We start from the raw sequence: 25,280 nt of genomic DNA, 5'->3' as shown, positions 1-25,280 counted from the left end.
CTTTTCGCGCTGTGCGGTCAAACACCTCGCGACGTGCGGTTTTTCGACCAGCCAGTTTGGCGCTCAGGCTCCGAAAATGTCCAGAGCGTGCGCCGCGGCGAACGCCAGCGCCTGATCCACGTCGACCTTGGCGCCGCGCAACTTCGCGGTGGTCCACAGCGACGCGTCGGCCCGCGCACCCCGCAGGTCGGCTCCGTCGAGTCGGGCCCCGGTGATCCGCGCGCCGGTCAGATCCGCGCGCGCCAACACCGCATCGCGCAGGTCGGCGCCGACCAGGTTGGCCTCCCGGAGCCGGCAGTCCGACAGGTCGACCTTGCGCAGATCGGCGCCGCCGAGCCCGGCCAGGGTGAAATCCACCTCGGCCAACGTCAGCGGACGCAGTCGGCATTCGGTGAACGTCGAACCCAGAAACGTGCAGTACCGGAACGCGCTGTGCCACAGCGTCGTCCGCCGGAACGTGCAGTTGCGGAAAGCGGATCCGACATGCTCGGACTCCGACATGTCCACACCGGAGAAGTCGCATTCGGTGAACACCACGCGTTCGGTGCGCAGCCGGCTGAGGTCCTCGTCGCCGAAGTCGTGGCCGGTGTACTCGCGGTCAGTCTCCAGCGGGTCCATAGCCGACCAGCCATCTGGCGGGGACGTAGACCCCGGCGGTCACACCGGCCTCCGGCTTGCCTGCGACGGTGCTGCGCAGACGCACCACGAAGCCGTGCAGGGCGGCCAGCCGGCCCACGACGAAGAAGCCCATATGACGGGCGGTGTAGGGGTTGACTTCACCACCGGCGCGCAGCCGGGTGTTGGTGACCCGCAGATCCGACTCGCTCATCCCGCTGCCGGTGTCGCCGATCTCGATGACCAGGCCGCCGTTGTTGGTGTGCACCGCCGCGACCCGCACCTGCGATCGGGGCGGCGAGTACCGCAGCGCATTGTCGAGCAGCTCGGCCACGATGTGCATGAGATCGCCGGCCACGCGGCCGGCGACCATGGTCTGCGGCAGGCCGGCCACCACCCGCTCGGACTCCTCGACTTCGGCCGCCGCGGCCCGCACCAGCGCGGTCAGCGACACTGGGTCGTCCTGTTCGCGGGGAATCCGGGCGCCCGCGAGTACCAGCAGGTTCGCTGCGTTGCGACGCATTCTTGAGGCCATGTGGTCGACGCGACGCAGGTTCGCCCGCCGGGCCGGATCGGGCTCCTCTCGCTGCAGCTCGTCGATCAACGCCTGCTGCTGGTCGATCAACGCCCGGTTGCGCCGCGACAGCGTTTCGAACATATCGGTCACCTGCAGCTGCAGGCGGGCCTGCTGTCCGGCCAGCGACACGGCCTGTTCGTGTAGTTCACTCACCGCCTCGGCGACCTGACCGACTTCCTCGGTGGTGTAGGGCGGGATCGGTTGCACAGCGCTGGTCTTGCCGGTACTGCGGACCTGCTCCAACTCGCGGGCCAGATCTTCGCGCGCCACCTTCAGCGCGCTGTCCCGCAGCAGGTGCAGCGGGCCGACCAGCGAACGCGCCACCAGCACCACGACCAGCAGCGTGAGCGCGATGGCCGCGCCGACCACCACCGCGTCGCGCAGCGTCTCGGCGTTCTGTTCCTCGGCCGTCACACCGGCATAGATGCGCTCACCGCCCAGGACGCCGGCCAGCGTCAGCGGCACGATGACGATGGCGAACACTTTGACGCGCACCGGCCAGTTGGACAACGTCGCGCGCCGGCTCTGTGATCGAGAAGTCATGACTCTTCCTATGACTGGCGTCGCAGGATCGCGACGAGAAAATCGGACGTGTCGGTGAACGGGCGCAGATCCCACGTCGACAGCAACAATTCGGGGGTCAGACCGGCCTGCGCGACGTCGGCGAAGAAGTCGGCAAAGGGGTAATCGCGGCCGGCCCCGAACCCGATCAACACGCGGCCATCCTCGGGCAGATGAGCGCCCAACCGGCTCAGCACCGCGACGCGGGTGCTCGGCGCCAGGAAGGTCATCACGTTTCCGGCCGAGACGATGACGTCGAACGGTTCGGCGACGCCGCGGGCCGGCAGGTCGAGTTCGGCGAGATCGCCGACAAGCCAGCGCGGGCCGGGATGGTCCTGTTTGGCTGCTGCGATCAACGCGGGATCGACGTCGACGCCGACGACGTCGTGTCCCGCATCCGCCAGGTACCCGCCGACTCGCCCCGGGCCGCACCCGGCGTCGAGGATGCGCGCTCCGCGCGGCACCATCGCGTCCACCATGCGGGCTTCGCCGACGATGTCGGCACCGTCGCGCGCCATCGCGCGGAATCGTTCGATGTACCACTGCGAATGCCCGGGGTCGGCCTCGACCTTGCGCATCCAGTGGCTCTGCTCGGCCATGCGAGCATTGTCCCAACAGTGCGCTGCCGCCCGACGAGAGGTCGTGTTGTGTTCAAGGTGATGTTCGTTTCACCGCGCATCGCACCCAACACCGGCAACGCGATCCGGATGGTCGCCGGCAGCGGATGCGAGCTGCATCTGGTCGAGCCGCTGGGCTTCGACCTGTCCGAACCCAAGCTGCGCCGCGCCGGCCTGGACTACCACGACCTCGCGTCGGTCACCGTGCATCCGGACCTGGACACCGCCTGGGCGGCACTGAACCCGGCGCGGGTGTACGCGTTCACCGCGCATGCCGGTCGATCGTTCGCCGCGGTCGACTATCACCCGGGCGACGTGCTGATGTTCGGACCCGAACCCACGGGCCTGGACGCCGCGACGCTGGCCGACCCGCACATCACCGCGCAGGTGCGGATCCCGATGCTGGCCGGGCGACGGTCACTGAACCTGTCGAACGCGGCGGCGGTCGCGGTCTACGAGGCGTGGCGCCAGCACGGGTTCGCCGGAGCGGTGTGACCGATCACCAACTGTGCCAGTGGCTTACGAGTCCGCCGGTCTAGTTGGTGTGGGTGGGTGGTGGTGGTTGGTAGGGGTCGTACCACCACCAGTGGGCGCGTTCGCCGGTCGGGCCGGGGTAGGGCGGCACGTCGGGTGCGGTGGTGGTGGGTGGGCGGGCCAGTGATCCGGGCTGCAGTGCTTGGCCGGTGGAGTCGGTGACGGTGATGTTGTGTCCTGTGCCGGTGATGGTGATGGCCCCGCGGTGATGGGCGCGGTGATGCCAGGGACACAGCAGCACCAGGTTGTCCAGGTCGGTGGGTCCGCCGTCTTCCCAGTGTCGGAGGTGGTGGGCATGCAGGCCGCGGGTGGCCCCGCACCCGGGTACTGCGCAGCTGGGGTGGCGATACTCCAGGGCGCGGCGCAGTCGGCGGCTGATGGTGCGGGTGGTGCGCCCGGACCCGATCACCTGGCCGTGGCGCTCGAACCAGGTTTCGCAGGTGGCATCACAGCCCAGGTATTGGCGTTCGGCGTCGGAGAGCAGCGGACCCAGATGCAGCGCGGCGATCTTGTCGGTGACATCGACGTGCACGATCACGGTGGTGTGTTGCCCGTGCGGGCGGGCCGCGACCTCGGTATCCCAGCCGGCCTCGACCAACGCCATGAACGCATCCACCCGGGTGGGCATCGGCGCCCGCGCCCCCGGCCCCTCCCCGTCGTCGTCAGCAGGATCGCTGGTGTTGGTGGTGTGGTCGCGTTTCCAGTCAGCGATCAGCCCGTCGTGCTGTGATGCCAGCCCGGCTTCGAGTTTCGCTGATTCGATGGTGGGCAGCCAGATGGTCCAGCAGGTCATGTCGCCGTTGACCCGCGTACTGATCGACGGCCTCGGCTGTGGACGTGGATCGGGGTCGGGTCGGGGTTCGAGTTTGATGGCGGTGCGTAGCTGGGTGACCGTGGCGCTCTGGGCCAGCTCGGCGTAATGCTCATCGGAGCCCGCACCGGCGCGCTGGGCGATCAGCCCGACCTGATCCAGCGACAACCGACCCTCCCGCAACCCGCCCACACAGCGTGGGAACTCGGTGAGCCGGTCGGCGATGGCCACCAGGGTCTCGGCGTTGCGTGGTGAGCAGCCGGTTTTCCAGGCCACCAGTGAGGCCAGCGATCGACACCCGGTGATGCCCCACAACCCGTCACGGTCGATCTCGGCGACGATCTGCACCAGACGGCCATCGATGGCATTACGCTGCCCACACAACTCGGCGACCTCATCGAACAACACCGCCAACCGCTCCGCCGGAGACCCGACGTCAGCACCGCTGTCCGTTGCGACCGAAGACATGAACCCATGATCGCACCGGGGTCTGACAATCTCGGGTGCCTGAATTACCAGCTGTCCCAGTGGGTTACCTGTCCGGCGGGCAGCCGATTGGCCCGGCGGAAGTCGGTGCCTTTGGTGTAGGCGATCGGGAACAGGCCGGCCTGGCTGTAACGCTCGAACGGGATGCCGAGAAGCTCAGCGGCTTGGCGTTCCCCATCGTCGAGCAGATGCAGCGTCGTCCACGCCGAACCCAGCCCGCGGGACCGCAGCGCCAGCATGAAGCTCCACACCGCGGGCAGCAGCGAGCCCCAGAAGCCGGCACTGTGCCCCGACGGCGTATCGGTGGGTTTGCCCTCCAGACACGGAATCAGCATCACCGGCACCTGGTGAAAGTGCTCGCTGAGATAACGCGCGGAGTCCTCGACCCGGGGTCGCTGTTCGTCGCGGATGTCACCGGTGGTCGGCTTCTCCAGATTCAGGTACGGCGTGGCGTTGGCGCGGTAGATGTCGGCGAGCGCCTTCTTCTTGGCCGGGTCCTCGACGAAGACCCACTGCCATCCCTGGTGGTTGGACCCCGTCGGCGCCTGCAGCGCAATGTCCAAACACTCCATCAGCACCTCGCGGGGCACCGGCCTGTCCATATCGAGTCGCTTGCGCACCGAACGGGTGGTGGTCAGGACTTCGTCTGCAGTCAGGTTCAACGTCACCCGACCGAGCCTACCGCCGCGTGAGGAATCGCCGGCGGGGGTAAAAAGGAGTGATGTCGAACATCAAAGAGGTTGTCTCACAAGGCCTGGAGTTTGCTGGATCGGTTGTCGGGCTGCGCTGGGGAACCGAGGAACCGCGCTTCACCGTGCTCGATACCGTCGGCAGCGGCGACACCAAGGTCGAGATCCGGCGCTACGCCGACCGCATCGCCGCCGAGACCACGGTGGCCGCCGACGAGGACGCCGCCCGCAACATCGGGTTCCGTCGGCTTGCCGGTTACATCTTCGGCGGCAACGACGGCGGCGCCGCGATCGCCATGACCGCGCCGGTCACCCAAGGCTCGGGCCGCAAGATCGCAATGACCGCGCCGGTGGCCCAGCAGGGTGGCGACAGATCGACGATCCGGTTCTTCATGCCGTCGAAGTGGACGATGGACACCCTGCCCCGACCGAATGACGAGCGGGTGGCCCTGGTCGAAGTGCCCGGCGAGATCGTGGCGGTGCTGCGATTCAGCGGTGACCGCAGCCCGGCCGAGGTGGCGCGCCGCACCAGCGCGCTGCGCGCGGCGCTGACCGGCAGCGGGTACCAGCCCGTCGGCGAGCCGGTGGCGTGGTTCTACGATCCGCCCTTCACCCTGCCGTTCCGACGCCGCAACGAGGTCGTGCTGCCGGTTAGCGGAAGTCCCGCGACTTCGAGGTGATCCGCAGCTTGAGCGGACCCATCCGGTCGGCGACCACCGTCACCGCGCCGGTGGCGTTCTGCACCACACCGCGTACCACCATCGCCGCCGCGGTCTGCGCCAGCTTGCGGTGCCGCGACCACACCCCCGGTGTGCACAGCACGTTGACCATCCCGGTCTCGTCCTCGAGGTTGACGAACGTCACGCCCTGCGCGGTGGCCGGCCGCTGCCGGTGGGTCACGGCGCCGGCCACCAACACCCGGGTGCCGTCGGGCACCGACAGCAACTGATCGGCGGGCACCACCCCCATCGCCGCCAGATCCTCCCGCAGGAACTGGGTCGGGAAACGGTCCGGTGACACCCCGGTGGCCCACACGTCGGCCGAGGTCAGCTCCAACTCGCTCATCCCGGGCAGTGACGGAATGTGCGACGCGCTCCCCACGCCCGGCAACCGGTCCGGCCGCTCGGTGGCAGCCGCTCCGGCCGCCCACAGCCCCTCGCGGCGGGTGATGCCGAAGCAACCCAACGCCCCCGCGGTGGCCAGCGCCTCGGTCTGCGGCACCGTCAACTGCACCCGGCCGGTCAGGTCGAGCAGAGACCTGAACGGTCCGTGCGCCTTTCGTTCCTCGACCACCCGCTCGGCCAGGTCATCACCGATGTGACGGACACTGCCCAGGCCCAGCCGCACGTCCAGACCCCGGTTCTCCAGCGTGGCGTAGGCCAGGCTGGCGTTCACGTCAGGCCCGTGCACGACGACCCCGTGCCGGCGCGCGTCGGCCACCAGCGACTGCGGCGAGTAGAAACCCATCGGCTGCGCACGCAGCAGTGCAGCGCAGAACGCCGCCGGATGGTGCAGCTTGAACCACGACGAGTAGAACACCAGCGAGGCGAAGCTCAACGAATGACTCTCCGGGAAACCGAAATTCGCGAACGCCTCCAACTTCTCGTAGATGCGCTGCGCCACCTCGCCGGTGATGCCGTGCAGTTCGGCCATCCCGTCGAAAAACCGGCCCCGTAGCCGGCGCATCTTCTCCGTCGACCGTTTCGACCCCATCGCCCGGCGCAGTTGGTCGGCCTCAGCGGCGGAGAAACCGGCGCAGTCGACGGCCAACTGCATGAGCTGCTCCTGAAACAGCGGCACCCCCAGCGTCTTTCGCAGTGCCGATTCCATCGACGGATGCTCGTAGGTAACTTCCTCCTCACCGTTGCGGCGCTTGATGTACGGATGCACCGAACCGCCCTGAATCGGACCGGGCCGGATCAACGCCACCTCGACCACCAGGTCGTAGAACACCCGCGGCTTGAGCCGGGGCAGCGTGGCCATCTGCGCCCGGGACTCCACCTGGAAAACCCCGACCGAATCGGCGCGCTGCAGCATCTCGTACACCGCCGGCTCGGACAGGTCCAGGGTGGCCAGGTCGACCTCGATGCCCTTGTGTTCACCCACCAGGTCGATGGCGTAATGCAGCGCCGACAGCATTCCCAGGCCCAACATGTCGAACTTCACCAAACCGATGGCCGCACAATCGTCTTTGTCCCACTGCAGCACGCTTCGGTTGTCCATCCGGGCCCACTCGACCGGACATACGTCGGCGATCGGGCGATCGCAGATCACCATGCCTCCGGAATGGATTCCCATGTGCCGGGGTAGATTCGAGATCTGGGTGGCCAACTCGATCACCTGCTCGGGAATGCCTTCGACATGAGCCCGGTCGGTCAGACTGCCCCACTGGCTGAACTGTTTGCTCCACGCGTCCTGCTGCCCCTGCGAGTACCCGAGGGCGCGCGCCATGTCGCGCACCGCGCTGCGGCCGCGGTAGGTGATCACGTTGGCGACCTGCGCGGCGTACTCCCGGCCATAACGCTGGTAGACGTACTGGATGGCGTTCTCTCGCAGGTCCGATTCGATGTCGATGTCGATGTCGGGTGGGCCGTCGCGGGCCGGGGACAGAAACCGCTCGAACAACAGCTCGTTGGCCACCGGATCGACATTGGTGACCTTGAGCGCATAGCAGACCGCAGAGTTCGCAGCCGATCCGCGGCCCTGGGACAGGATGTTGTTCTCCCGGCAGAACCGGGTGATGTCGTGGACCACCAGGAAGTAGCCCGGGAAGTTGAGCGCCTCGATGACCCGCAGTTCATGTTCGATCTGGGCGTAGGCGCGGGGCGCGTGCGCGGGTGGTCCGTAGCGTTCCCGCGCCCCCGTCATCACCAGATGCCGCAGCCAACTGTTCTCGGTGTGGCCGTCCGGGACGTCAAACGGCGGCAGCTGCGGAGCGATCAGGGACAGCGCGAACGCACACTGCTCGCCGAGCTCAGCCGCCGCGGTCACCACCTGCGGGCAGTGCGCGAACAGCCGGGCCATCTCGTCCCCGGATCGCAGATGCGAACCCCCCAGCGGGGCAAGGTATCCCGCGGCCTCGTCCAACGAGTGTCGGGCCCGGATCGCCGCCACCGCCATGGCCAGCCTCCCCCGGCTCGGTTCGGCGAAATGCGCCGCGGTGGTGGCCACCACGCCCAGACCGAACCGCGGCGCCAGCGCAGCCAGCGCGGCGTTGCGCTCGCCATCGAGTGGATGGCCATGGCTCGTGAGCTCGACGGTGACGCGGTCGCGACCGAACCGGTCCACCAGATCGGCCAGTTCGGCGGCGGCCGCGTCGGGCCCGCCCGCAGCCAGCGCCTGACGGACGTGGCCTTTGCGGCATCCGGTCAGGATCTGCCAATGCCCGCCGGCGGCCTCGGTCAGCGCGTCATAGTCGTAGCACAGCACCCCCTTCTCGCCTCCGGCCAGATGCGCTGCGGACAACTGCCGCGACAATCGCCGATAGCCTTCCGGTCCGCGAGCCAGCACCAGCAGATGCGGTCCGGCTGGGTCGGCTTCCTCGGTGCGACTGCCCCCACCCAGCGACAACTCGGCACCGAACACCGTGGCCATCTCGAGTTCCCGGGCGGCCTCGGCGAACCGCACCACCCCGTAGAGACCGTCGTGGTCGGTCAGCGCGAGAGCGCGCAGACCCAGCCGCGCGGCCTCTTCGACCAACTCCTCCGGCGTGCTGGCACCGTCGAGGAAGCTGTAGGCCGAGTGAGCGTGCAGCTCGGCGTACGGCACCGCCGATTCCCGACGCGGCCCATCGCCGACCGGTTCATACCGGCCGCGCTTGCGCGACCATGCGGGACTGTCGCCGCCGTCCCCGATCTGCTGGTGATCAATGGGCCAGCCGGCCCGGCGCGGCTTACCCGTGAGCACCCGCTCCATCTCGCCCCAGCTCGGCGGACCCGTGTGCCAACCCACCACGACAGTATATCGAACACATGTTCGACAATGGAATGCTCAGGCGGTGCGATCCTCGTCCGGCTGGTCACCGTTCGGGTCGCCGCCACCGTCCTCCAGCGTCGGCCGCAACACATAACGCACCTGATTGCCGCCGGCCATCCGAGCCTGCTCGATGGCCTGGGTGGCGATGCCGATCAACTTGTCGAGCACGTCGTCGGGCGGCTCGGCAGCCAGCGGCGGCAGCGGGGTGCACACCACGCCGATACTTGCCGTCAACCGCTGCGGGGTCGCCGAAATGGCCCCGCGGATCCGCTCGACCAACGGAGACGCGTCCGCGGTGGTGAAGCTGTCGGCGACGAGGAAGTCGTCGTCGGAAACATGGGCGACGATCGCGTTGTGGCGCACCGTCTCGCGTAACGCCTGACCGACCGCGACCCTTGCCCGGTTACCGCCGCGAGAACCTGACAGACCCAGCAGCAGCGAGAAGCTGTCGATGTTCACCGCCACCACGACGAGGTACTTGTCGTCGCTGCGACTGCGCGACGCCAGCAAAGTCGCCACGTCACGGTAGAACGCGTCCCGATGCAACAATCCGGTGAGCTGTTCGATGTCGGAGTGATGGGCGTCCGGCTCGATGAGTCTGATCACCAGCCGGAACGCCCACGCCACCACGACGTTGAGCATGAACACCAAAGCTGCCGTGGTGACCGCCAGTGCCAACGCAGTCTCGGCCAGTCGGAGGCACAAGATGGCCAGCACCATGACCAGGACCACCCACGCCAACGCCAGCAGACGTGCGGTGTGCAGGCACACGATGTAGATACTGAGCAGCACCGACAGGGTGGCGCCGAGGAGTCCGAATATCGGGTCGGCGGCCATCAACGACGCCGCCACGACGATGACGCAGCCCACTGCGGCAGCCACCAACGACTCGATCCGACTCGGCCAGCGGTCCCGCAGCCACATGCCGGCGATGCCCAGCGCCGCCACAGCGATGGCCGCCGAAGCCACCTGCAGTACCGCGCTCTGCGCTGTCTGACCGCTCAACACCAGCGCCAGCGGCACCAGCCCGAACACCACCGCAGACAGCGCGATCAATCTGCTGGCCGCGGCCTGCAGACCACGGGCGGCCAGCACGGCAGTGAACCAGTAATACTGGTCGGCACGCCATCTTTCTGGCCTGATCACCTCGGCCACCGATTCCCGCAAACGCTCAATCACAACCCCACCCCCGGTCAATGCGTCCCCGGACCAGATCGCCGCCCCCCTGCTCTCAGCGGAAGGCTACCAGCCCAGCAAACCGTTGCCCAGGTTGTTCAGGAGACGAACTCGGCTTCCCCGTCGTCGAGAACCACCCGGGTGCCAGCGGCGTCGGCACCCCGCGGACTCAGCGCTTCGGTGCGGAACACCGCCCGGCCCGGCCCGACCCGCCAGATGGCGGTCCGCAGGGTGTCTCCGGGGAAAACCGGCGAGGTGAACCGTGCCGCCACCGCGGTCACCCTGGTGGCGTCCCCACCCCCGAGCTCGGCGACCAACGCCCGCCCGGCCACCCCGTAGGTGCACAATCCGTGCAGGATCGGCTTGTCGAAACCGGCCAGCTGAGCAAACCATGGGTCGCTGTGCAGCGGATTGCGGTCACCCGAGAGCCGGTAGATCAACGCCTGGTCCTCGCGGGTGCTCAGCTCGATCGCCGCGTCCGGCGCGGTGTCGGGGATCTGCGGGGCGACCGGGCGCTGACCTGGCTGGCCACCGAACCCGCCTTCACCGCGAATCACCAGGGTGGACAGCGTTTCGGCCAACTTGGCGCCGGATTCGGGATCGGTGCCGGTGCCTTTGAGCATCACGACGGCGTTCTTGCCCGGGCCCTTGTCCTGGATGTCGGCGACCTCGGTGACGACGCTGAGCCGGCCGGCGGGTGGCAGCGGCGCGAACACCCGGATGCTCTGCGATCCGTGTAGCAGCCGGCTGAAGTCGAAGCTGCCGATCCGCGCAGCCGCTGCGAACGGCGAACACGCGATCACTGCGTAGGTCGGCAGCACTTGCTGCACGACGTCATGGCTGTTCTCGGTGGTCAGCGCCAGATCGCCGACGCCGGCGCCGACCCCGAGCGCGTAGAGCAGAGTGTCGCGGTCCGACCATTCGAAGAGTTGGGGGTCGGTGGTGGCGCCGATGGCCTGCGCGTCGATGGGCATGCGCGTGAGATTAGCGCGACGCAGGACACGGGGACACTGCGCGGGCGGCAGTTGTGCTGATGTGACGACCACAGCCTGCCGATCCCACCAGATCGCAGGACCGGCGTGGAAACCGATCATTAGGACACCATCTGTTGTTATGTCTGTAGCTCAGCCCTGAAACGGACGCGAATGCAATCTCGGTACCTTCGCCACACGACTGGCTCAAATCTCCTGGAACAGCGGGGCGAACAACACGGATGCAGACGGAGACGGGGACGAGGCCGATCCATCGGGCTCGTCCCAAATGGCATTGTCAATAGAACATATCTTGCTATATTGTTCAGCATGCGTAGTGAGCGGGTCGCGGTCGGCGGCAGTCGTTTCCCCACCCAAGCCATCACGCGTGTCGGTGCCCGCACGCTGGACCCGAAGGGTGGCCATGTCGCTGGATATTTTTTGGGCACAGCATATTTCATCTCTCCATACAGCCGTTCCAGTGGTGTGAGTTCCTTGAGCGGTCTCGGTTCGTGGCGCGGGTGGCGATGATGGCGTTCGAAGTCGACTCCGTCCAGCGACCCGCGCTGCCGGTGTCACAGTCGATCTATGGCTCCAACGACAATCCCCACCGGTCGGGCTGAGAGTCGACTTGAACAGCGACCGCGCCCGCGTTCTCGCAGGACTGGCTTTGGTCACCTCGGTGGTAATCGTAGCTGCGCTCTCCGTGGTGCTGTTTCGCGGCGATCTCACCAGGACCGCCACCGTCACCGTGCTGTCCGAGCGCGCCGGCCTGGTGATGAATCCCGATGCCAAAGTCAAGATGCAGGGCATCACCGTCGGCAGGGTCGGGTCCATAGAGCTCCTGCCAGACGGGCGTTCGGCGTTGCATCTCGAGTTGAACCCTCGACAGATGGCGATGATCCCGTCCGACGTCGAGGTCGACATCACATCCTCGACCGTTTTCGGAGCGAAGTTCGTCGACCTTGTTCCGCCGTCGCGGCCACTGTCGTCTGCGCTCTCGGCCGGGCAAGTGCTTCACGGTGACCGCGTCACCGTCGAGATCAACACGGTATTCGAACGATTGACCACCCTTCTCGACACCATCGACCCCGTCCAACTCAACGAGACGCTCGGTCACCTCTCCCGAGCGCTGGACGGCCGTGGCCAGAAGATCAACCAGATGCTTGCCGACCTCGACGCCTTCCTGACACGATTCGGCCCCAGCATTCCCAATCTGAGCCGCGATCTGTCGGCGTTGCCGACCGTGGTATCCGCCTACGCCGACGCCGCACCCGACTTCGTCGACACGCTGGCGCACTCTACCCGGATCAGCGAGACTCTCGTTGATCAGCAGCACGATCTCGACGCACTCCTGGTGAGCACCATCGGATTCGGCGATATCGGCACCACGGTGCTGACAGAGAACCGGCAACCGCTCACCGACCTTCTCCAGATACTCGCGCCCACGACAGACCTGCTCTACCAGTACCGCCAGAACGTCGACTGCACGCTGCACGGACTGGTGCCGTTCACGCAGGGAGTTCCGCTACCAGAGCCGGGCATCATGGTGTCGATCGGATTCACCTGGGGGATCGAGCGATACCGATACCCGGGAGACCTTCCCAAAGTGGCGGCGGGCGGCGGATCGAACTGTGACAAGGTGGGTATGCCGGTTCTTCAACCGCAGGAGATCTCGCCATTCCTGGTCACCGACATCGGCGGCAACAGGTGGCGGTACGGCAACGACGGCATCATCCTGAACTCCGACGGCCTCAAGCAACTTCTCTTCGGACCTATCGATGGACCTCCCCGCAACTCCTCGCAGATCGGAATGCCGGGGTAGACATGCGCAGATCAGGCATCAAGTTTCTGGCGTTCGCTGCCGTGATGGGCCTTCTGACGGCATTTCTGGTGCTGATCTTCGCCGACTACCGGGGCGGCGAAACCAACAACTACTCAGCGGTATTCAACGATGTCGCACGGCTGAAGAGCGGGGATTCGGTTCGGGTAGCCGGCGTCCGCGTGGGGACCGTCGCTGATGTTCGGCTACGCCCGGACAAGACGGTTCTGGTGTCCTTCGACGCCGAGCGCAAGGTGGTGCTGACGGTCGGCACCCGTGCGGAAGTACGCTATCTGAACTTGGTGGGTGATCGGTATCTCGAACTACTAGATTCGCCCGGATCAACGCTGACTCTCCCTGCAGGAGCGCAGATCCCAGCCGAGCGCACCGCACCCGCACTGGATCTCGACCTGCTTCTCGGCGGCCTGCGACCCTTAACCCAGGGACTCGACGCCCAGGACATCAACCTACTCACCTCATCTCTTCTGCAGGCGCTCCAAGGTCAGGGCGGCGTGATGGAGTCCCTGCTGTCCAGAACCTCCACATTCACCTCGACTCTGTCCGACCACAGCGACGTCATTGCGCAGGTCATCGAGAATCTCCGCGACTTGACCGCCGTCCTGGCCAAAGACAGCCACCAATTCTCCGACACGATCGAGCGTCTCGACGAACTCGTTGCCGGCCTTTCCACCGAGCGCGATCCGATCGGCGCATCGATCGATTCTCTGGAAAAAGGCACCGCGTCGTTGACCGATCTGCTGACGAATGGGCGTCCGCCACTGGCAGCCACCGTCGACCAACTGAGTCGTCTCTCTGTGCCTCTCGATGCCGACAAAGACAAGATCGACGTCGCTTTGCAGAAGGCGCCGGGCAACTTCAGGAAGCTGGTCAGACTCGGTGCATACGGTAGTTGGATCAACTACTACCTGTGTGGCATCACGCTGCGCGTGAGCGACCTGGAGGGACAGACCGCGGTCTTCCCCTGGGTCAAGAACCAGGGCGCAGGAAGGTGTGCAGACTCCTGATGCTGAAATACAAGGGTAGACATCTCATCCGAGCCGGTTTCATCGGCGTCGTCGTCGTCGTGCTCGTCATCTTGGTGGGCCTACAACCGGAACGGTTGTTGTCTTTGGCTACCGACGTCCGCTACCAGGCCCTGTTCGCAGAAGCCGGTGGCTTGCAAGCCGGCAACGATGTCGTGGTCTCGGGCATCAAGGTCGGTCACGTCACGAGCGTCACCCTGGACAGAGATCGCGTCAGAGTCGGCTTCGCCGCGAACGCCACCGTGACTTTCGGGCGCGACACCACCGCCCACATCCGCACAGGGTCGCTGCTCGGAGAGCGGACACTGACCTTGCAGTCAGCCGGCGACGGCGTACTGGACTCCTCAACCGAGATCCCGTTGACACGAACCTCATCTCCCTACTCTCTCAACGAAGCGGTAGGTGATCTTTCATCGCAGATCGCCGAGACTGACACCACCGACGTCAACCAGTCACTGGACGTACTGGCGCAGACGCTCGACCAGATCGCCCCTCAGTTGGGACCCACATTCGAGGGCCTGACGCGGGTGTCACGGATGCTCAACGAGCGCAACGACGACATCGCACAACTTCTGGCGAACTCAGCCGATGTCACACGGGTACTTTCGGATCGAAGCGAGCAAGTCAACACCCTGATCCTCAACGCCAACGATCTGATGGCAGTACTTGTCGATCGGCGGGTGGCCATTGCCAACCTTCTCGCCAACACATCCGCGGTATCTCAACAGATTTCAGGCCTGGTCGCTGACAACGAAGCCGAATTGGCCCCGATGTTGGAGAAGCTCAACTCCGTCAACGCAATGCTGCAGAAGAATCGCGACAACATCGCCGCGGCGCTACCCGGACTTGAGAAGTTTCAGCGCACTCAGGGCGAAACGATCGCCTCTGGTGCTTACTACAATGCGTTCGTCGCCAACCTGATCCCATCGCAGTTCCTGCAGCCCTTCCTCGACTACGCCTTCGGGTTCCGTCGGGGCGTCAACGCCGGCCAGCCACCGGACAACGCCGGTCCCCGCGCAGAACTGCCCTTCCCCGTCAACGGCATTCCGCAACCAGGAGATCTCCCCGATGACGGCAACCCGTAGACGCGTGATGACCGGGACTGCTGCGGCCCTGGTCGTGCTGCTCGCCGCATCCTCGGCATTCCTGGTGCGCCAGACGTTCTTCGCGCCGTCGACGATCTTTGCGTATTTCTCCTCCGCCACTGCCATCTACCCTGGCGACCAGGTTCGTGTCCTCGGCGTGAAGGTCGGAACCATCACCTCGATCGAGTCCGAGGGGACGCAGGTCAAGATCGCGATGGACATCGACCGGGGCGTATCGATACCCGACGATGCCCAGGCGATCATCGTCGCTCCCAATCTCGTCGCCGCTCGCTATGTGCAGCTGGCGCCGGCCTACGACGCCGAGGGGCCGACGATGCCCGACGGTGGAGTCATCCCCCAGGAGCGCACGGCAGTTCCGGTGGAATGGGATGAGGTCAAAGAACAGTTGGCGCGGATCTCCGAAGACCTGGGCCCGACCTCGCCTGACGACCAAACCTCGGTATCGCGATTCATCAACAGTGCAGCAGATGCAATGGACGGCAACGGCGCCAAGCTTCGCGAAACACTCGCGCAGCTGTCTGCGGCAGGCCGGATCTTCGCCGAAGGCAGCGGTGACCTGGTCGACATCGTCACCAATCTGCAGCGCTTCGTATCGGCGCTGCGCAACAGCAATATTCAGATAGTGCAGTTTCAAGATCGCTTCGCGTCCCTGACCGCGGTCGTCAACGACAGCAGGAGCGATCTCGATTCTGCTCTGAGCACGCTCTCCAGCGCCATCGACGACGCCCAACGGTTCATTGCGGGAAGTCGAGCCCAGACCAGCGAGCAGATCGAACGTCTTGCCGACCTCACGGCCGTGCTTGTCGAGCAGCGGACATCAGTCGAGAACATCTTGCACAGCGCTCCCACGGCGCTGGCGAACACCTACAACATGTACAACCCCGACACCGGAACCTTCGTTGGCTCCTTCGTATTCCAGAACTTCTCCAATCCCGTTCAATTCCTCTGCTCGGGCATCGGCGCAGTAGAGAACGCCACCGCACCCGAGACCGCGCGGTTGTGTGCCGAGTACCTCGGCCCGGCATTACGGTTGGCGAACTTCAACTATCTGCCGATTCCGATCAACCCGTTTCTCAGCGCGGTGGCCGAACCACAGAACCTCGTGTACTCCGATCCCCGGTTGGCTCCCGGCGGACCAGGAACACCGGCAGGGCCGGCCGAGACTCCGCCCGCGGTGTCTGCATACACCGGCAGCGGGGACGTTCCGCCACCCCCCGGTTACGGCCCCCCACCCGGCCCTGCTGCGGCCGAGCCCGCAACAGTCGACAATCTCATCTTGCCGAACTCGGTGCCGCACGGTGCCGCCGAAGCCCCATTACCGCAGCCGACAGCCGCCGGACCGGAGGTACCGAATCCGTGAAATCCAAGGCTCTGGGTCGGGTTGCGCTGTGCACCATGATGGCCGGCGTCACCACAGGCTGCGCCTTTCAGGGTCTCAATTCGCTGCCTCTGCCCGGGACGGTCGGCCGCGACGGCAACGCCGTGACCTACTTCGTCGAGATCGCGAATGTCGGTACTTTGGAGCCCAACTCGCCGGTCTTGATTTCTGATGTGACAGTCGGCAGTGTGGCCAAGCTTGACGTCGACAATTGGAACGCCACCGTGGAGGTGTCCGTCAGGCCGGATGTCATGGTATCCGAGAATGCGGTAGCAACCGTCGGCCAGACCAGCTTGCTCGGATCGATGCACCTCGCACTGAACCCTCCGCTGGGTGAGCAACCTCGCGGTCGTCTGGCGCCCAACGCGACACTACCGCTGAACAGATCCTCGACCTTTCCCTCCACCGAGCGGACCTTGTCGTCACTGTCGACCATCGTCAACGGCGGTGGTCTGGGGCAGATCAGCGACATTATCCACGAATCGAGCGTTGCGCTGTCCGGACGCGAGGAGCAAGTCCGCAATCTGCTCACCCGTCTGGATGAGATCGCCGGTGTGCTGGCAGATCAGCGTCAGGATGTGGTCGTCACATTCGAAGAACTCAACAAGCTGAGCAGGACCCTGGCCGAAAGTTCGGGCACCATCGACGCGGCGATCCGCAAGATTCCCGCTGCGTTAGACGTTCTGGTGCGCGAAAGGCCCCAGATCATCACAGCATTGGATCGTCTACGCACCTTCAGTGACTCTGCCACGGGACTGATCAACGACACCCAGGACGATCTCATCCGGAATTTGCAGAACCTGGAACCCATCTTGGCTTCCGTCGCCGATCTGGGCCCCGACCTCGACACTGTGCTGGCCTATCTGACGACGTTCCCTTTCACTCAGAACGTCATCGACCGCGGCATGAAGGGGGACTTCATGAACTTGTTCGTCACGCTGGACCTGACGTATCCCCGCATCAAGCGAACGTTGGCGCTCGGCACCCGATTCGGCGAGCCTCAGGCGCGGTTGATACCCGCCCCCGGCGATCCGTGGCACGAGAACTACACCTACGATCCGCTCGGCAGCACGATCTCCGAGTCGGCTACCGCGGCACCCCAACCACCGGAAGCCGGTATTCAGCCGGCACCTATACTCGCCGGCCCGGTGCTCCCCGTCGCGCCGCCGAACAGTTGGCGATCCGGCGATCCTGCACCGCAACAGGATCAGATCTTCGCGGGTCCCTACTCAGGAACACCCTGATGCTCAGTCGACTGGTCCGCCTCCAACTGGTGCTGTTCTCTATCGTGTCGGTGCTGGGAGTCACCGCGATGGTTGTCGTCTACATCCAAGCGCCGATGTTGTTGGGGATCGGGCGCTACACGGTGACGATGGAACTTCCCGAGGGTGGCGGCCTCTATCGCTTCAGCAATGTCACCGTGCGCGGCGTCCAAGTCGGCAAGGTCACCGAGCTGGACTTGACCCCGAATGGTCCGCGAGCGAAGCTCAGTCTGCAGACCGCCCCGAGAATCCCTGCCGATCTGAGCGCCGAGGTGCGAAGCGTGTCGGCGGTGGGAGAGCAGTACGTCGACCTGAGGCCGCGCACCGACAGCGGGCCGTACCTGGGCGAGGGGTCTGTCATACCGGCAGTCGACGTCACTGTGCCGCAGAAGGTCGGGCCGATGCTCGATCAGATGAGTGCGCTGTTGGGCAGCATTCCCAAAGACCGGATCGCCGACCTGCTCGATGAGACCTCCCAGGCTCTCGGCGGAGCGGACTTCGACTTGGGGTCACTCATCGACTCCTCCGCCACGCTCAGTGAATCTCTTCGGACCAACGCCGACGCGGCGAGCGCGCTCACCGACGACAGTGTGCCGCTGCTCGAAGCCCAACGGCAGACAACGGATTCCCTGCGCCAGTGGGCGAGCAACCTCGCCGGAATCACCCGCCAGATCGATGAGAACGACGCCGCCGTACGGAACATCCTGCAGGCCGGTCCCGGGGCCGCCGACGAGGCGGCACGTCTGCTCGCTGATGTCAGACCGACGCTTCCTCTGCTGCTGGCCAATCTGACCACCGTCGGCCAGATCGCGGTGACCTATCGGCCGGGGGTCGAGCAGCTCCTCGTGCTCTTCCCGCCCTACATCGCCGCCCTGCAGGGGTTCGCCCTGCCTTGGAACAATCCGACCGGATGGCCGCTGGGCGATTTCACCGCCACCAGCGGCGATCCGCCCGCCTGTACCGTCGGCTTTCTGCCGGCATCGCAGTGGCGATCCCCGGCGGACCACACCGACATCGACACACCCGACAACCTTTTCTGCAAGCTGCCCCAAGATTCACCGATCGCTGTCCGGGGCGCCCGCAACACCCCCTGCATGGAGAATCCGGGGAAACGGGCACCGACCGTCGAGATCTGTCGGAGCGATCAAAGCTATCAGCCGCTGGCCCTGCGCCAGCATGCGCTGGGACCCAATCCGATCGACCCGAACGCCATCGCTCAGGGAATTCCGCCGGATGACCGCATCTTGCCGGGAGACGGTCTCTACGGCCCCGTAGAGGGCACACCGCTGCCGCAGACTACATCTGAAGGTCCGCTGGCCTTCGCACAGTACGATCCGGCGTCGGGACGGTACGTCACCCCCGACGGCCGGACCCACCAGCAGTCCGACTTGGCCTCGGGGGCAGCACCGGAGTCGTGGCGAGACCTGATGCCGAACTAGATCAGCTGTCAGCCAACTTTTTCCAGCCGAAACGGGATACGGATCACCAGGGGTTGGCCGACCCCGCACGCGCCCGCGGGCCCGGCCGTCACATCCTCGCCACTGAGTACGGGCGAGCCGACAACGCGGCGGCCGGCCGGACCCGCCGGAGCGAAGCGAAACAGTTGCCGGCCAGGATAGGCGGTTCCATCGGGACACGGCACCCAGTCCGGAATCTCTCGGCGCACGCTCCACATGTTGGATACCAAGGAGATCTCGGCCGTCCAACCTTGGTCGCTGTGCATATGGCCGAAGCATGTCTGCGAATCCGAACAGGACGACACGATGGTCCACGTGCTGCGCACCGTCTGCTGGTCGAAGTAGACCTCGTTCCTCTTTGCCCATTCACCGTTGGAAACGGCGGTGTACGTGCCATTCAACGCCAGCTCAGGGTCGACACTGTGGGCGACCGGAACGTTCAATTGCCCAAGCAGACAAAGACTGACGACAGCCGTCACCAAGAGGCCCTGCCGCCGGGATCCCATCGCCATGCTTTAAACGATAGAACATATCGTGAATATTTGTCCCGCGATCGAGCAGAGGCGGTAAGCTGCCCGCATGCGGTTGTCGGCGACGTCTGTCGCGATTGTCGTGGCAACACTGTGTGCTGGATTGACAGTCGGGCCTGCCGGACAAGCCCGCGCACAGGAATGCCACGACGCCTTCTGCACTCCGGGAATCCGGGGTGGTGTCACCCTAGGTGCGCAGTGTGACAACACCGAGTATTACGTCTTCGGGACGACCTCTTGGGGCCGACTGGTGTTCTGCGGCTCTCCGCGGCGATACGAGCCCCGATACTTCCGCTCCCTGCCCATGCGGGGCGTCAAAATGGAGAACTCGCTGTGCCAGGGGTACGAAAACTCTGTTGCCCAGGGCCTCGACGGCCGCTATCTGTTCTGCCAGGCACTCGACGGAAAGCCGTTGTGGCGGGCCAAGAACGACTAGGTCCGCTACGTACGCGTCAGCGTGATGGGCAGGCGTACCGGACCCCGGAGCGACGTGTTCGTCGACCACGTGGTCGGACCGGCAGCCTTGATGGCCGATGTTTGTCTGACCAGTTCGCGCAACACCGCCTGCGCTTCCATTCGCGCCAGCGGAGCCCCGATGCACATGTGCGCGCCGTGGCCGAAAGCGATGTGACTGCGCGGGTTTCGATCGGCACGATAGGTGTCCGGATCGTCGAACACCAGCGGATCTCGATTTGCCGCGGCAAAGTTCAACATCACCCTGGACCCGGCCGGGATGGTCACCCCGTCTACTCGGTAGTCCGCGCGGGTGTACCGGTAGAGATTCTGGATGGGACTGGATATGCGTAACTGTTCCTCGACCGCCATCGGGATGAGTTCGGGGTCAGCGCGGATCATGTCGAATTGATCCGGGTTGCGCGCCAACGTGTCGAACATCCCGCCCAGCAGATTCGTCGTCGTCTCATTTCCGGCAATCAGCAACAGTGTCGCGATGAGAAACAGCTGGTCGTCGGTCAACGATCCGTCGTCGTTGTGCGCCAACAGCCTCCCGAACACGGTGTCTGTGCCCTTAAGGCCGCCGCGGGCGAACTGTTTCATGAAGTAGCGCCGCAGTCGCGCCAATGATGCCATTGCTTTCGCGGAGCGCACGATTCCGCCGCGGGTCGGTTCGAAGTCCACGATGTGCATGCCGGCCTCCGACCACGCCCGAAATCGATCCACATCCGCTTCGGGGACGCCGAGGATGTTCGCGATCACGCGAATCGGCATCGGAATGCTGAGCCGCTGAACGACATCGCATCCGGGTTCGGCCAGTACCTTTGCCACCAGGTCGGCCGCCAGCGCGTCGATCATGTCCTGCCAGACGGCCATCGCGCCCCTACTGAAGGCTGGTTGCACCTGTTTGCGCAGCCGGGTGTGGTCGGCGCCATCGGACAACACCAGCACCGGCGCCGCGACTTTCACCCGCGTGACGCCCTCGATGCTGGTGACCGCGTCGGTATCGCGCAGTGCCGCGCGAACATCGGCGAGCCGAACCAGAATCCAGGTGGCTCGTTTCGGGTTGTAGTGAACACCGCCGGCCCTGTGTAATTCCCGGATGGCATCAAACGGTTGCGCGGCGACCGCGCGGTCCAGCGGGTCGTAGTCCGTGTTGATGGCCCCGGTCCAGCCCGAGTATCCTCGCCGCCAGTCCCTCAGCGCTGCAACGGTGTTGAGGCGGGCCGCCGAGGCGAGTGCCCCTGCGAACGCGCCGCGCTCAGCTGTCTGTTGTGGACTCGCCACGAACCACTTCCCTCTTCATCTCGGCGTTGTCACGCGAAATCCATGATCAGGTGTTCCAGCCGAAGCTCGACGATCCGCCAATGGCCGTCCAAGCGGATCCACCGGTCGTGATAATGCCCGAAAGCCGTCAGTGATGTCCCGTTCTGCCACACCACCCTTTCCTGAACCGCCCAGATCACCCGCGCCTCGTCGTCGACGAACTCGAATTCCGGAGAATGCACCTGATGCACGGTGCGCGCGTCCGCGACGGAGGACTGGAAGGCGGACAACACGTTCTCGCGGCCCACGATCGGCACCGAGGAGGGGTTTCCCGCATCCAGGTCGACGATGATCCCCTCTGTCATCAACTCGGCGACGGCGAGCCAGTCTTTGGTGTCCAGCAGACGGCAATAGCGCGCCTTGGCTTGTGAGAGTTCGGCCTGGGCCACCAAATCGACCATCTCCGGCGGACTGCTCACCTGACGTCGAGTTCCAGACGATCCAGGCGCCGGACCAGGATGCTGGGTAGCCAGCGTCCTACCGCCACCGGTTCGATCCACTGGGTGCGGTCCAGAACCTTGCGCAGTACCGTCATCGCTTCCAACCGGGCCAGCGACGCGCCGACGCAGAAATGCGCACCTTTCCCGAAAGTCATGTGCCCTTTAGATTTCGGGCGATCCAGGCGGAACTCGTTCGGATGCTCGAACTGGGCCGGATCACGATTGACCGCACCCCACAGCAGCAGCAGGCGAGATCCACCCGGCAAGCGGACACCGCCGAGCGAAGTGTCGGACACGACGTGGCGATAGTGTGCGCGAAAAGGAGGTTCGTACCGCAACGCTTCCTCGATGAAGGCGGCGAGTAACTCAGGCTCGCTCCGCAGCCGGCGCTGGATCTCGGGCCGGGTGGCCAGCAACCACATGGCACTGCCCAACAGCGAGGCCGTCGATTCTCCACCGGCGCTGAACAGGGTGAGCATGATGATGCGCGCGGCGTTGTCGTCGAGTTCGCCTGCCGCGCAGAGCGTGGCGAGGTCACCGAGCAGATTGTCGGCCGGCTCGGTCGCCGCGCGGTCGAAGTGTTCGCTGATGTACCCGCTGAGCTCGATCGCAGCGGCACCGGCAGCCGCAAGCTGTTCGGGAGAAACCAGACCGTCCAGCAGTTGGGTCGTCGCGTACCCCGACGCGATGAGCATGTCGACGTCCTGATCGGGTACGCCGATCAGCCGCGCGACCACCATCATGGGTAACCGGTTCGCCACCGCATCCATCCACTCGATGCGACCCTGGGCGACTCCTTGAGCCAGCAAGTCATCGGCTGTCCTGGCCACGAAATCTTCGGCAGCCCTGATCCGCTTGGCCGCCAGGTGCGGTACCAGCATCTTGCGGTGCACGGCGTGCACCGGGTCGTCCGCCGTGGCCAGCACATGCGACGATCCGCCGAGGCCTTCCATCTCGAACGAACCCACCCCGTGCTCGGCCGAGTAGGTCATCGTCGCCGTCAGGTTCGACGAGAACACTTCCGGATGCGCGATGACCTCGTTTGCCTCGTCCCACCCGCACACCACGAAGAAGGATGAGTCGCCGACCCGGTGAACCGGACCTCGGGCTCTCCACCGGTCATACAGCGGATACGGATCCTGGATGCAGGCATCGTCGAAGAATTCGACGGCGGGATTCGTCTGATCGATGGTCATCTCGCGGGGAGTCCCCACCTCGTCAGCATGTGTAACAGATTAACAGTATGTGTTCCATTATCCAATGAGATGTCCCCGGTCTCAGCGCCGAGTGCAGGCTCACGATGAACGTCTGAGGGAGTGGGGTTGCCATTCTGTCCGGCGCTGCTCGCGGACGGAACCGAAGCCAGGTGTTGACCTTTGTCGCCGAAGACGTGAGCATGTCGGAATGCGCTATGTCGTTACCGGCGGTACCGGGTTTATCGGCCGCCGATTGGTGTCCCGCCTGTTGACCCTGCCGGACACCGAAGCCGTCCATGTGCTGGTCCGTCGCGAGTCGCTGAGCCGCTTCGAACGGTTGGCCCGCGACTGGGACGGCCGAGTGCACCCCCTCGTCGGCGACCTGACCGCCGACGCGCTCGGGTTGACCGCAGACACCATCGACCTGATCGGCACCGTGCACCATGTCGTGCACTGCGCCGCGATCTACGACCTGACCGCCCCGGCGCCACAGCAGCGGGCAGCCAACGTCGACGGCACCCGAGCGGTCGTCGAATTGGCCTGTCGGTGGGACGCCACCCTGCACCACGTGTCCTCGATCGCGGTCGCCGGGACCTATCGAGGCGTCTTCACCGAGGACGACTTCGACCTCGGCCAAGAGCTACCGACGCCGTATCACCAGACCAAGTTCGAGGCCGAGCAATTGGTGCGGTCGACTCCTGGACTGAGGTTTCGCATCTACCGGCCCGCGGTCGTCGTCGGCGATTCCCGAACCGGTGAGATGGACAAGATCGACGGCCCGTACTTCTTCTTCGGCCTGCTGGCCAAGCTGGCAGTGCTGCCCCGATTCACGCCGATGGTCGTCCCGGCCGCCGGACGCACCAACATCGTGCCCGTCGATTACGTCGTCGACGCGATGGCCGCACTCATGCACCACCCAGGCGGCGACGGCCGGGCCTTCCACCTGACCGCGCCGACATCGATCAGCCTGCGCGGCATCTACCGGGCAGTCGCCCCGGCAGCCGGGCTGCCCGTGCTGGTCGGGTCGCTGCCACGGGCAGCCGCCGCCCCGGTGCTGCGGGCCAGCGGCCGGACCAAGGTGGTCCGCAACATGGCTGCCACCCAACTGGGGATACCCGGCCAAGTCCTCGACGTGGCCGAGCTGGCACCCACCTTCACCTGCGACCGGGCCGCGGAAGCATTGCGCGACAGTGGAATCACGGTTCCGGAGTTCGCATCCTACGCAGCGCAGTTGTGGCAGTACTGGGCCGAGCATCTCGATCCTGACCGCGCTCGCCGCGATGACCCCGCGGGCCCGTTGGTCGGCAAGCACGTGATCATCACCGGCGCCTCCAGCGGGATCGGACGGGCCTCAGCGATGGCGGTCGCCGCCCGCGGGGCCACCGTGTTCGCGCTGGCCCGCGACGGGCAGGCCCTCGATGAACTGATCGCCGAGATCCGGGCCGGCGGCGGGACAGCACACGCATTCACCTGCGACGTCACCGATTCCGGTGCCGTCGAGCACACCGTCAAGGACATCCTCGGCCGGTTCGACCATGTCGACTACCTGGTCAACAACGCCGGACGGTCGATCCGCCGGTCGGTGTACTCGTCGACCGACCGGCTGCACGACTACGAGCGGGTGATGGCGGTCAACTACTTCGGCGCGGTGCGGATGGTGCTTGCCCTGCTGCCGCACTGGCGCGAACGCCGGTTCGGCCACGTGGTCAACGTGTCCTCGGCGGGGGCACAGGCCCGCAACCCGCGCTACAGTGCCTACATCCCTACCAAGGCCGCGCTGGACGCGTTCGCCGACGTGGTCGGCGGCGAAACACTATCCGACCACATCACGTTCACCACGATCCACATGCCGCTGGTGAAGACGCCGATGATCGCACCGTCGGGCCGGCTGAACCCGGCCCCGGCGATCTCGGTCGAACACGCCGCGGCGATGGTGGTCCGCGCGCTGGTCGACAAGCCGACCCGCATCGACACCCCGATCGGTACCTTCGCCGACGTCGGCAGCTATCTGGCGCCCAAACTCGCGCGACGTGTCCTGCACCAGCTGTCGTTGGGCTTCCCGGACTCGGCCGCGGCACGTGGAATGACTGAAACCCCTGTACGCCAGTCGAGTTCGCGGAAGCGCCGGCCGCGGTCCGCGTCGGTCCCGTCGTTGCGGGTGCCCCGCCCGGTCAAGGCGGCGGTGCGACTGGTGCCCGGTGTGCACTGGTGAACCCGCTGCGTCAGCCGGTGTTCGTCGACGTCGACACCGGTGT

At 65.6% G+C, this 25,280-nt stretch carries 21 protein-coding genes and 1 pseudogene; 10 read left to right on the top strand and 12 right to left on the bottom strand.

The window, feature by feature from the left end; translation table 11 throughout:
• Window positions 1–63: 63 nt before the first annotated feature.
• The 3 genes and pseudogenes from KXD98_RS05785 to KXD98_RS05775 form a co-directional block, all read right to left on the bottom strand.
• Window positions 64–618 carry a pentapeptide repeat-containing protein gene (locus KXD98_RS05785; protein WP_260762318.1) on the bottom strand — a complete coding sequence of 185 codons (555 nt, stop codon included), beginning with the start codon at window positions 616–618 and terminating at the stop codon, window positions 64–66.
• A 1-nt stretch (window position 619) separates the two neighbouring features.
• Window positions 620–1,600 (bottom strand): annotated as a pseudogene (locus KXD98_RS05780) (sensor histidine kinase); the annotation flags it as partial.
• Between the two features lie 143 nt (window positions 1,601–1,743).
• Window positions 1,744–2,352: a trans-aconitate 2-methyltransferase gene (locus tag KXD98_RS05775; protein ID WP_260762317.1), complete on the bottom strand. Its 609-nt coding sequence runs from the start codon at window positions 2,350–2,352 to the stop codon at window positions 1,744–1,746.
• Between the two features lie 48 nt (window positions 2,353–2,400).
• Here KXD98_RS05775 and KXD98_RS05770 point away from each other — a divergent pair, with 48 nt between their 5' ends.
• Window positions 2,401–2,865 (top strand): tRNA (cytidine(34)-2'-O)-methyltransferase, encoded by a 465-nt coding sequence (locus tag KXD98_RS05770; RefSeq protein WP_260762316.1) that lies wholly within the window; start codon window positions 2,401–2,403, stop codon window positions 2,863–2,865.
• A 40-nt stretch (window positions 2,866–2,905) separates the two neighbouring features.
• Here the strand turns inward: KXD98_RS05770 and KXD98_RS05765 are convergent, their stop codons facing one another.
• Window positions 2,906–4,183: an HNH endonuclease signature motif containing protein gene (locus KXD98_RS05765; protein WP_260762315.1), complete on the bottom strand. Its 1,278-nt coding sequence runs from the start codon at window positions 4,181–4,183 to the stop codon at window positions 2,906–2,908.
• Between the two features lie 44 nt (window positions 4,184–4,227).
• Complete coding sequence (locus KXD98_RS05760; RefSeq protein WP_260762314.1) at window positions 4,228–4,869, bottom strand: nitroreductase family protein; 642 nt, start codon at window positions 4,867–4,869, stop codon at window positions 4,228–4,230.
• Between the two features lie 50 nt (window positions 4,870–4,919).
• Here KXD98_RS05760 and KXD98_RS05755 point away from each other — a divergent pair, with 50 nt between their 5' ends.
• A complete protein-coding gene (locus KXD98_RS05755) occupies window positions 4,920–5,570 on the top strand; it encodes an SOUL family heme-binding protein (protein WP_396882506.1) in 651 nt (216 codons plus the stop codon).
• Here the strand turns inward: KXD98_RS05755 and KXD98_RS05750 are convergent.
• The 3 genes from KXD98_RS05750 to KXD98_RS05740 all read right to left on the bottom strand — a co-directional run bounded on the left by KXD98_RS05750 (window position 5,542) and on the right by KXD98_RS05740 (window position 11,015).
• Window positions 5,542–8,841, bottom strand: coding sequence for an error-prone DNA polymerase (locus KXD98_RS05750; protein ID WP_260762312.1), 3,300 nt, complete (start codon window positions 8,839–8,841; stop codon window positions 5,542–5,544). The genes KXD98_RS05755 and KXD98_RS05750 overlap by 29 nt on opposite strands.
• A gap of 39 nt (window positions 8,842–8,880) precedes the next feature.
• Window positions 8,881–10,044, bottom strand: a complete 1,164-nt coding sequence (locus KXD98_RS05745) for a diguanylate cyclase domain-containing protein (protein ID WP_260762311.1) — start codon at window positions 10,042–10,044, stop codon at window positions 8,881–8,883.
• A 95-nt stretch (window positions 10,045–10,139) separates the two neighbouring features.
• Entirely contained in the window at window positions 10,140–11,015 is an 876-nt protein-coding gene (locus KXD98_RS05740) for a MaoC/PaaZ C-terminal domain-containing protein (RefSeq protein ID WP_260762310.1), read from the bottom strand.
• A 628-nt stretch (window positions 11,016–11,643) separates the two neighbouring features.
• Between KXD98_RS05740 and KXD98_RS05735 the strand changes: the two genes are divergently transcribed.
• The 6 genes from KXD98_RS05735 to KXD98_RS05710 are packed head-to-tail and all read left to right on the top strand — an operon-like array spanning window position 11,644 to window position 19,062.
• Window positions 11,644–12,837 (top strand): MCE family protein, encoded by a 1,194-nt coding sequence (locus KXD98_RS05735; RefSeq protein WP_260762308.1) that lies wholly within the window; start codon window positions 11,644–11,646, stop codon window positions 12,835–12,837.
• Between the two features lie 2 nt (window positions 12,838–12,839).
• Window positions 12,840–13,859: an MCE family protein gene (locus KXD98_RS05730; RefSeq protein WP_260762307.1), complete on the top strand. Its 1,020-nt coding sequence runs from the start codon at window positions 12,840–12,842 to the stop codon at window positions 13,857–13,859.
• A complete protein-coding gene (locus tag KXD98_RS05725) occupies window positions 13,859–14,962 on the top strand; it encodes an MCE family protein (protein ID WP_260762306.1) in 1,104 nt (367 codons plus the stop codon). The genes KXD98_RS05730 and KXD98_RS05725 overlap by 1 nt, the downstream gene beginning before the upstream one ends.
• Window positions 14,946–16,343: an MCE family protein gene (locus KXD98_RS05720; protein WP_260762305.1), complete on the top strand. Its 1,398-nt coding sequence runs from the start codon at window positions 14,946–14,948 to the stop codon at window positions 16,341–16,343. The genes KXD98_RS05725 and KXD98_RS05720 overlap by 17 nt, the downstream gene beginning before the upstream one ends.
• A 35-nt stretch (window positions 16,344–16,378) precedes the next feature.
• The gene (locus KXD98_RS05715) at window positions 16,379–17,605 is read left to right on the top strand and encodes an MCE family protein (RefSeq protein ID WP_313901287.1); all 1,227 of its coding nucleotides are present in this window, start codon (window positions 16,379–16,381) and stop codon (window positions 17,603–17,605) included.
• On the top strand, window positions 17,605–19,062 hold the full coding sequence (locus KXD98_RS05710; RefSeq protein ID WP_260762299.1) for an MCE family protein: 1,458 nt from the start codon (window positions 17,605–17,607) through the stop codon (window positions 19,060–19,062). The genes KXD98_RS05715 and KXD98_RS05710 overlap by 1 nt, the downstream gene beginning before the upstream one ends.
• An 8-nt stretch (window positions 19,063–19,070) precedes the next feature.
• Here KXD98_RS05710 and KXD98_RS05705 read toward each other — a convergent pair whose 3' ends face one another.
• Window positions 19,071–19,592 carry a hypothetical protein gene (locus tag KXD98_RS05705; protein WP_260762297.1) on the bottom strand — a complete coding sequence of 174 codons (522 nt, stop codon included), beginning with the start codon at window positions 19,590–19,592 and terminating at the stop codon, window positions 19,071–19,073.
• Window positions 19,593–19,914: 322 nt separating this feature from the next.
• Between KXD98_RS05705 and KXD98_RS28490 the strand changes: the two genes are divergently transcribed.
• Window positions 19,915–20,046: a hypothetical protein gene (locus KXD98_RS28490; protein WP_396882501.1), complete on the top strand. Its 132-nt coding sequence runs from the start codon at window positions 19,915–19,917 to the stop codon at window positions 20,044–20,046.
• A 5-nt stretch (window positions 20,047–20,051) separates the two neighbouring features.
• On the opposite strand, the gene KXD98_RS05695 is transcribed toward KXD98_RS28490, so the two are convergent.
• From KXD98_RS05695 to KXD98_RS05685, 3 genes are read right to left on the bottom strand one after another with little or no spacing between them, the layout of a single operon-like run.
• Window positions 20,052–21,350 carry a cytochrome P450 gene (locus KXD98_RS05695; protein ID WP_260762291.1) on the bottom strand — a complete coding sequence of 433 codons (1,299 nt, stop codon included), beginning with the start codon at window positions 21,348–21,350 and terminating at the stop codon, window positions 20,052–20,054.
• A gap of 29 nt (window positions 21,351–21,379) precedes the next feature.
• Window positions 21,380–21,808 carry a nuclear transport factor 2 family protein gene (locus KXD98_RS05690; protein ID WP_260762290.1) on the bottom strand — a complete coding sequence of 143 codons (429 nt, stop codon included), beginning with the start codon at window positions 21,806–21,808 and terminating at the stop codon, window positions 21,380–21,382.
• Window positions 21,805–23,025 (bottom strand): cytochrome P450, encoded by a 1,221-nt coding sequence (locus KXD98_RS05685; protein ID WP_260765006.1) that lies wholly within the window; start codon window positions 23,023–23,025, stop codon window positions 21,805–21,807. The genes KXD98_RS05690 and KXD98_RS05685 overlap by 4 nt, the downstream gene beginning before the upstream one ends.
• Before the next feature lie 208 nt (window positions 23,026–23,233).
• Here KXD98_RS05685 and KXD98_RS05680 point away from each other — a divergent pair, with 208 nt between their 5' ends.
• Window positions 23,234–25,237: an SDR family oxidoreductase gene (locus KXD98_RS05680; RefSeq protein WP_260762288.1), complete on the top strand. Its 2,004-nt coding sequence runs from the start codon at window positions 23,234–23,236 to the stop codon at window positions 25,235–25,237.
• Window positions 25,238–25,280 lie beyond the last annotated feature (43 nt).

The organism is Mycobacterium sp. SMC-4 (assembly GCF_025263265.1).
GTDB lineage: Bacteria > Actinomycetota > Actinomycetes > Mycobacteriales > Mycobacteriaceae > Mycobacterium.
This window is presented reverse-complemented; position numbering and strand designations above follow the sequence as displayed.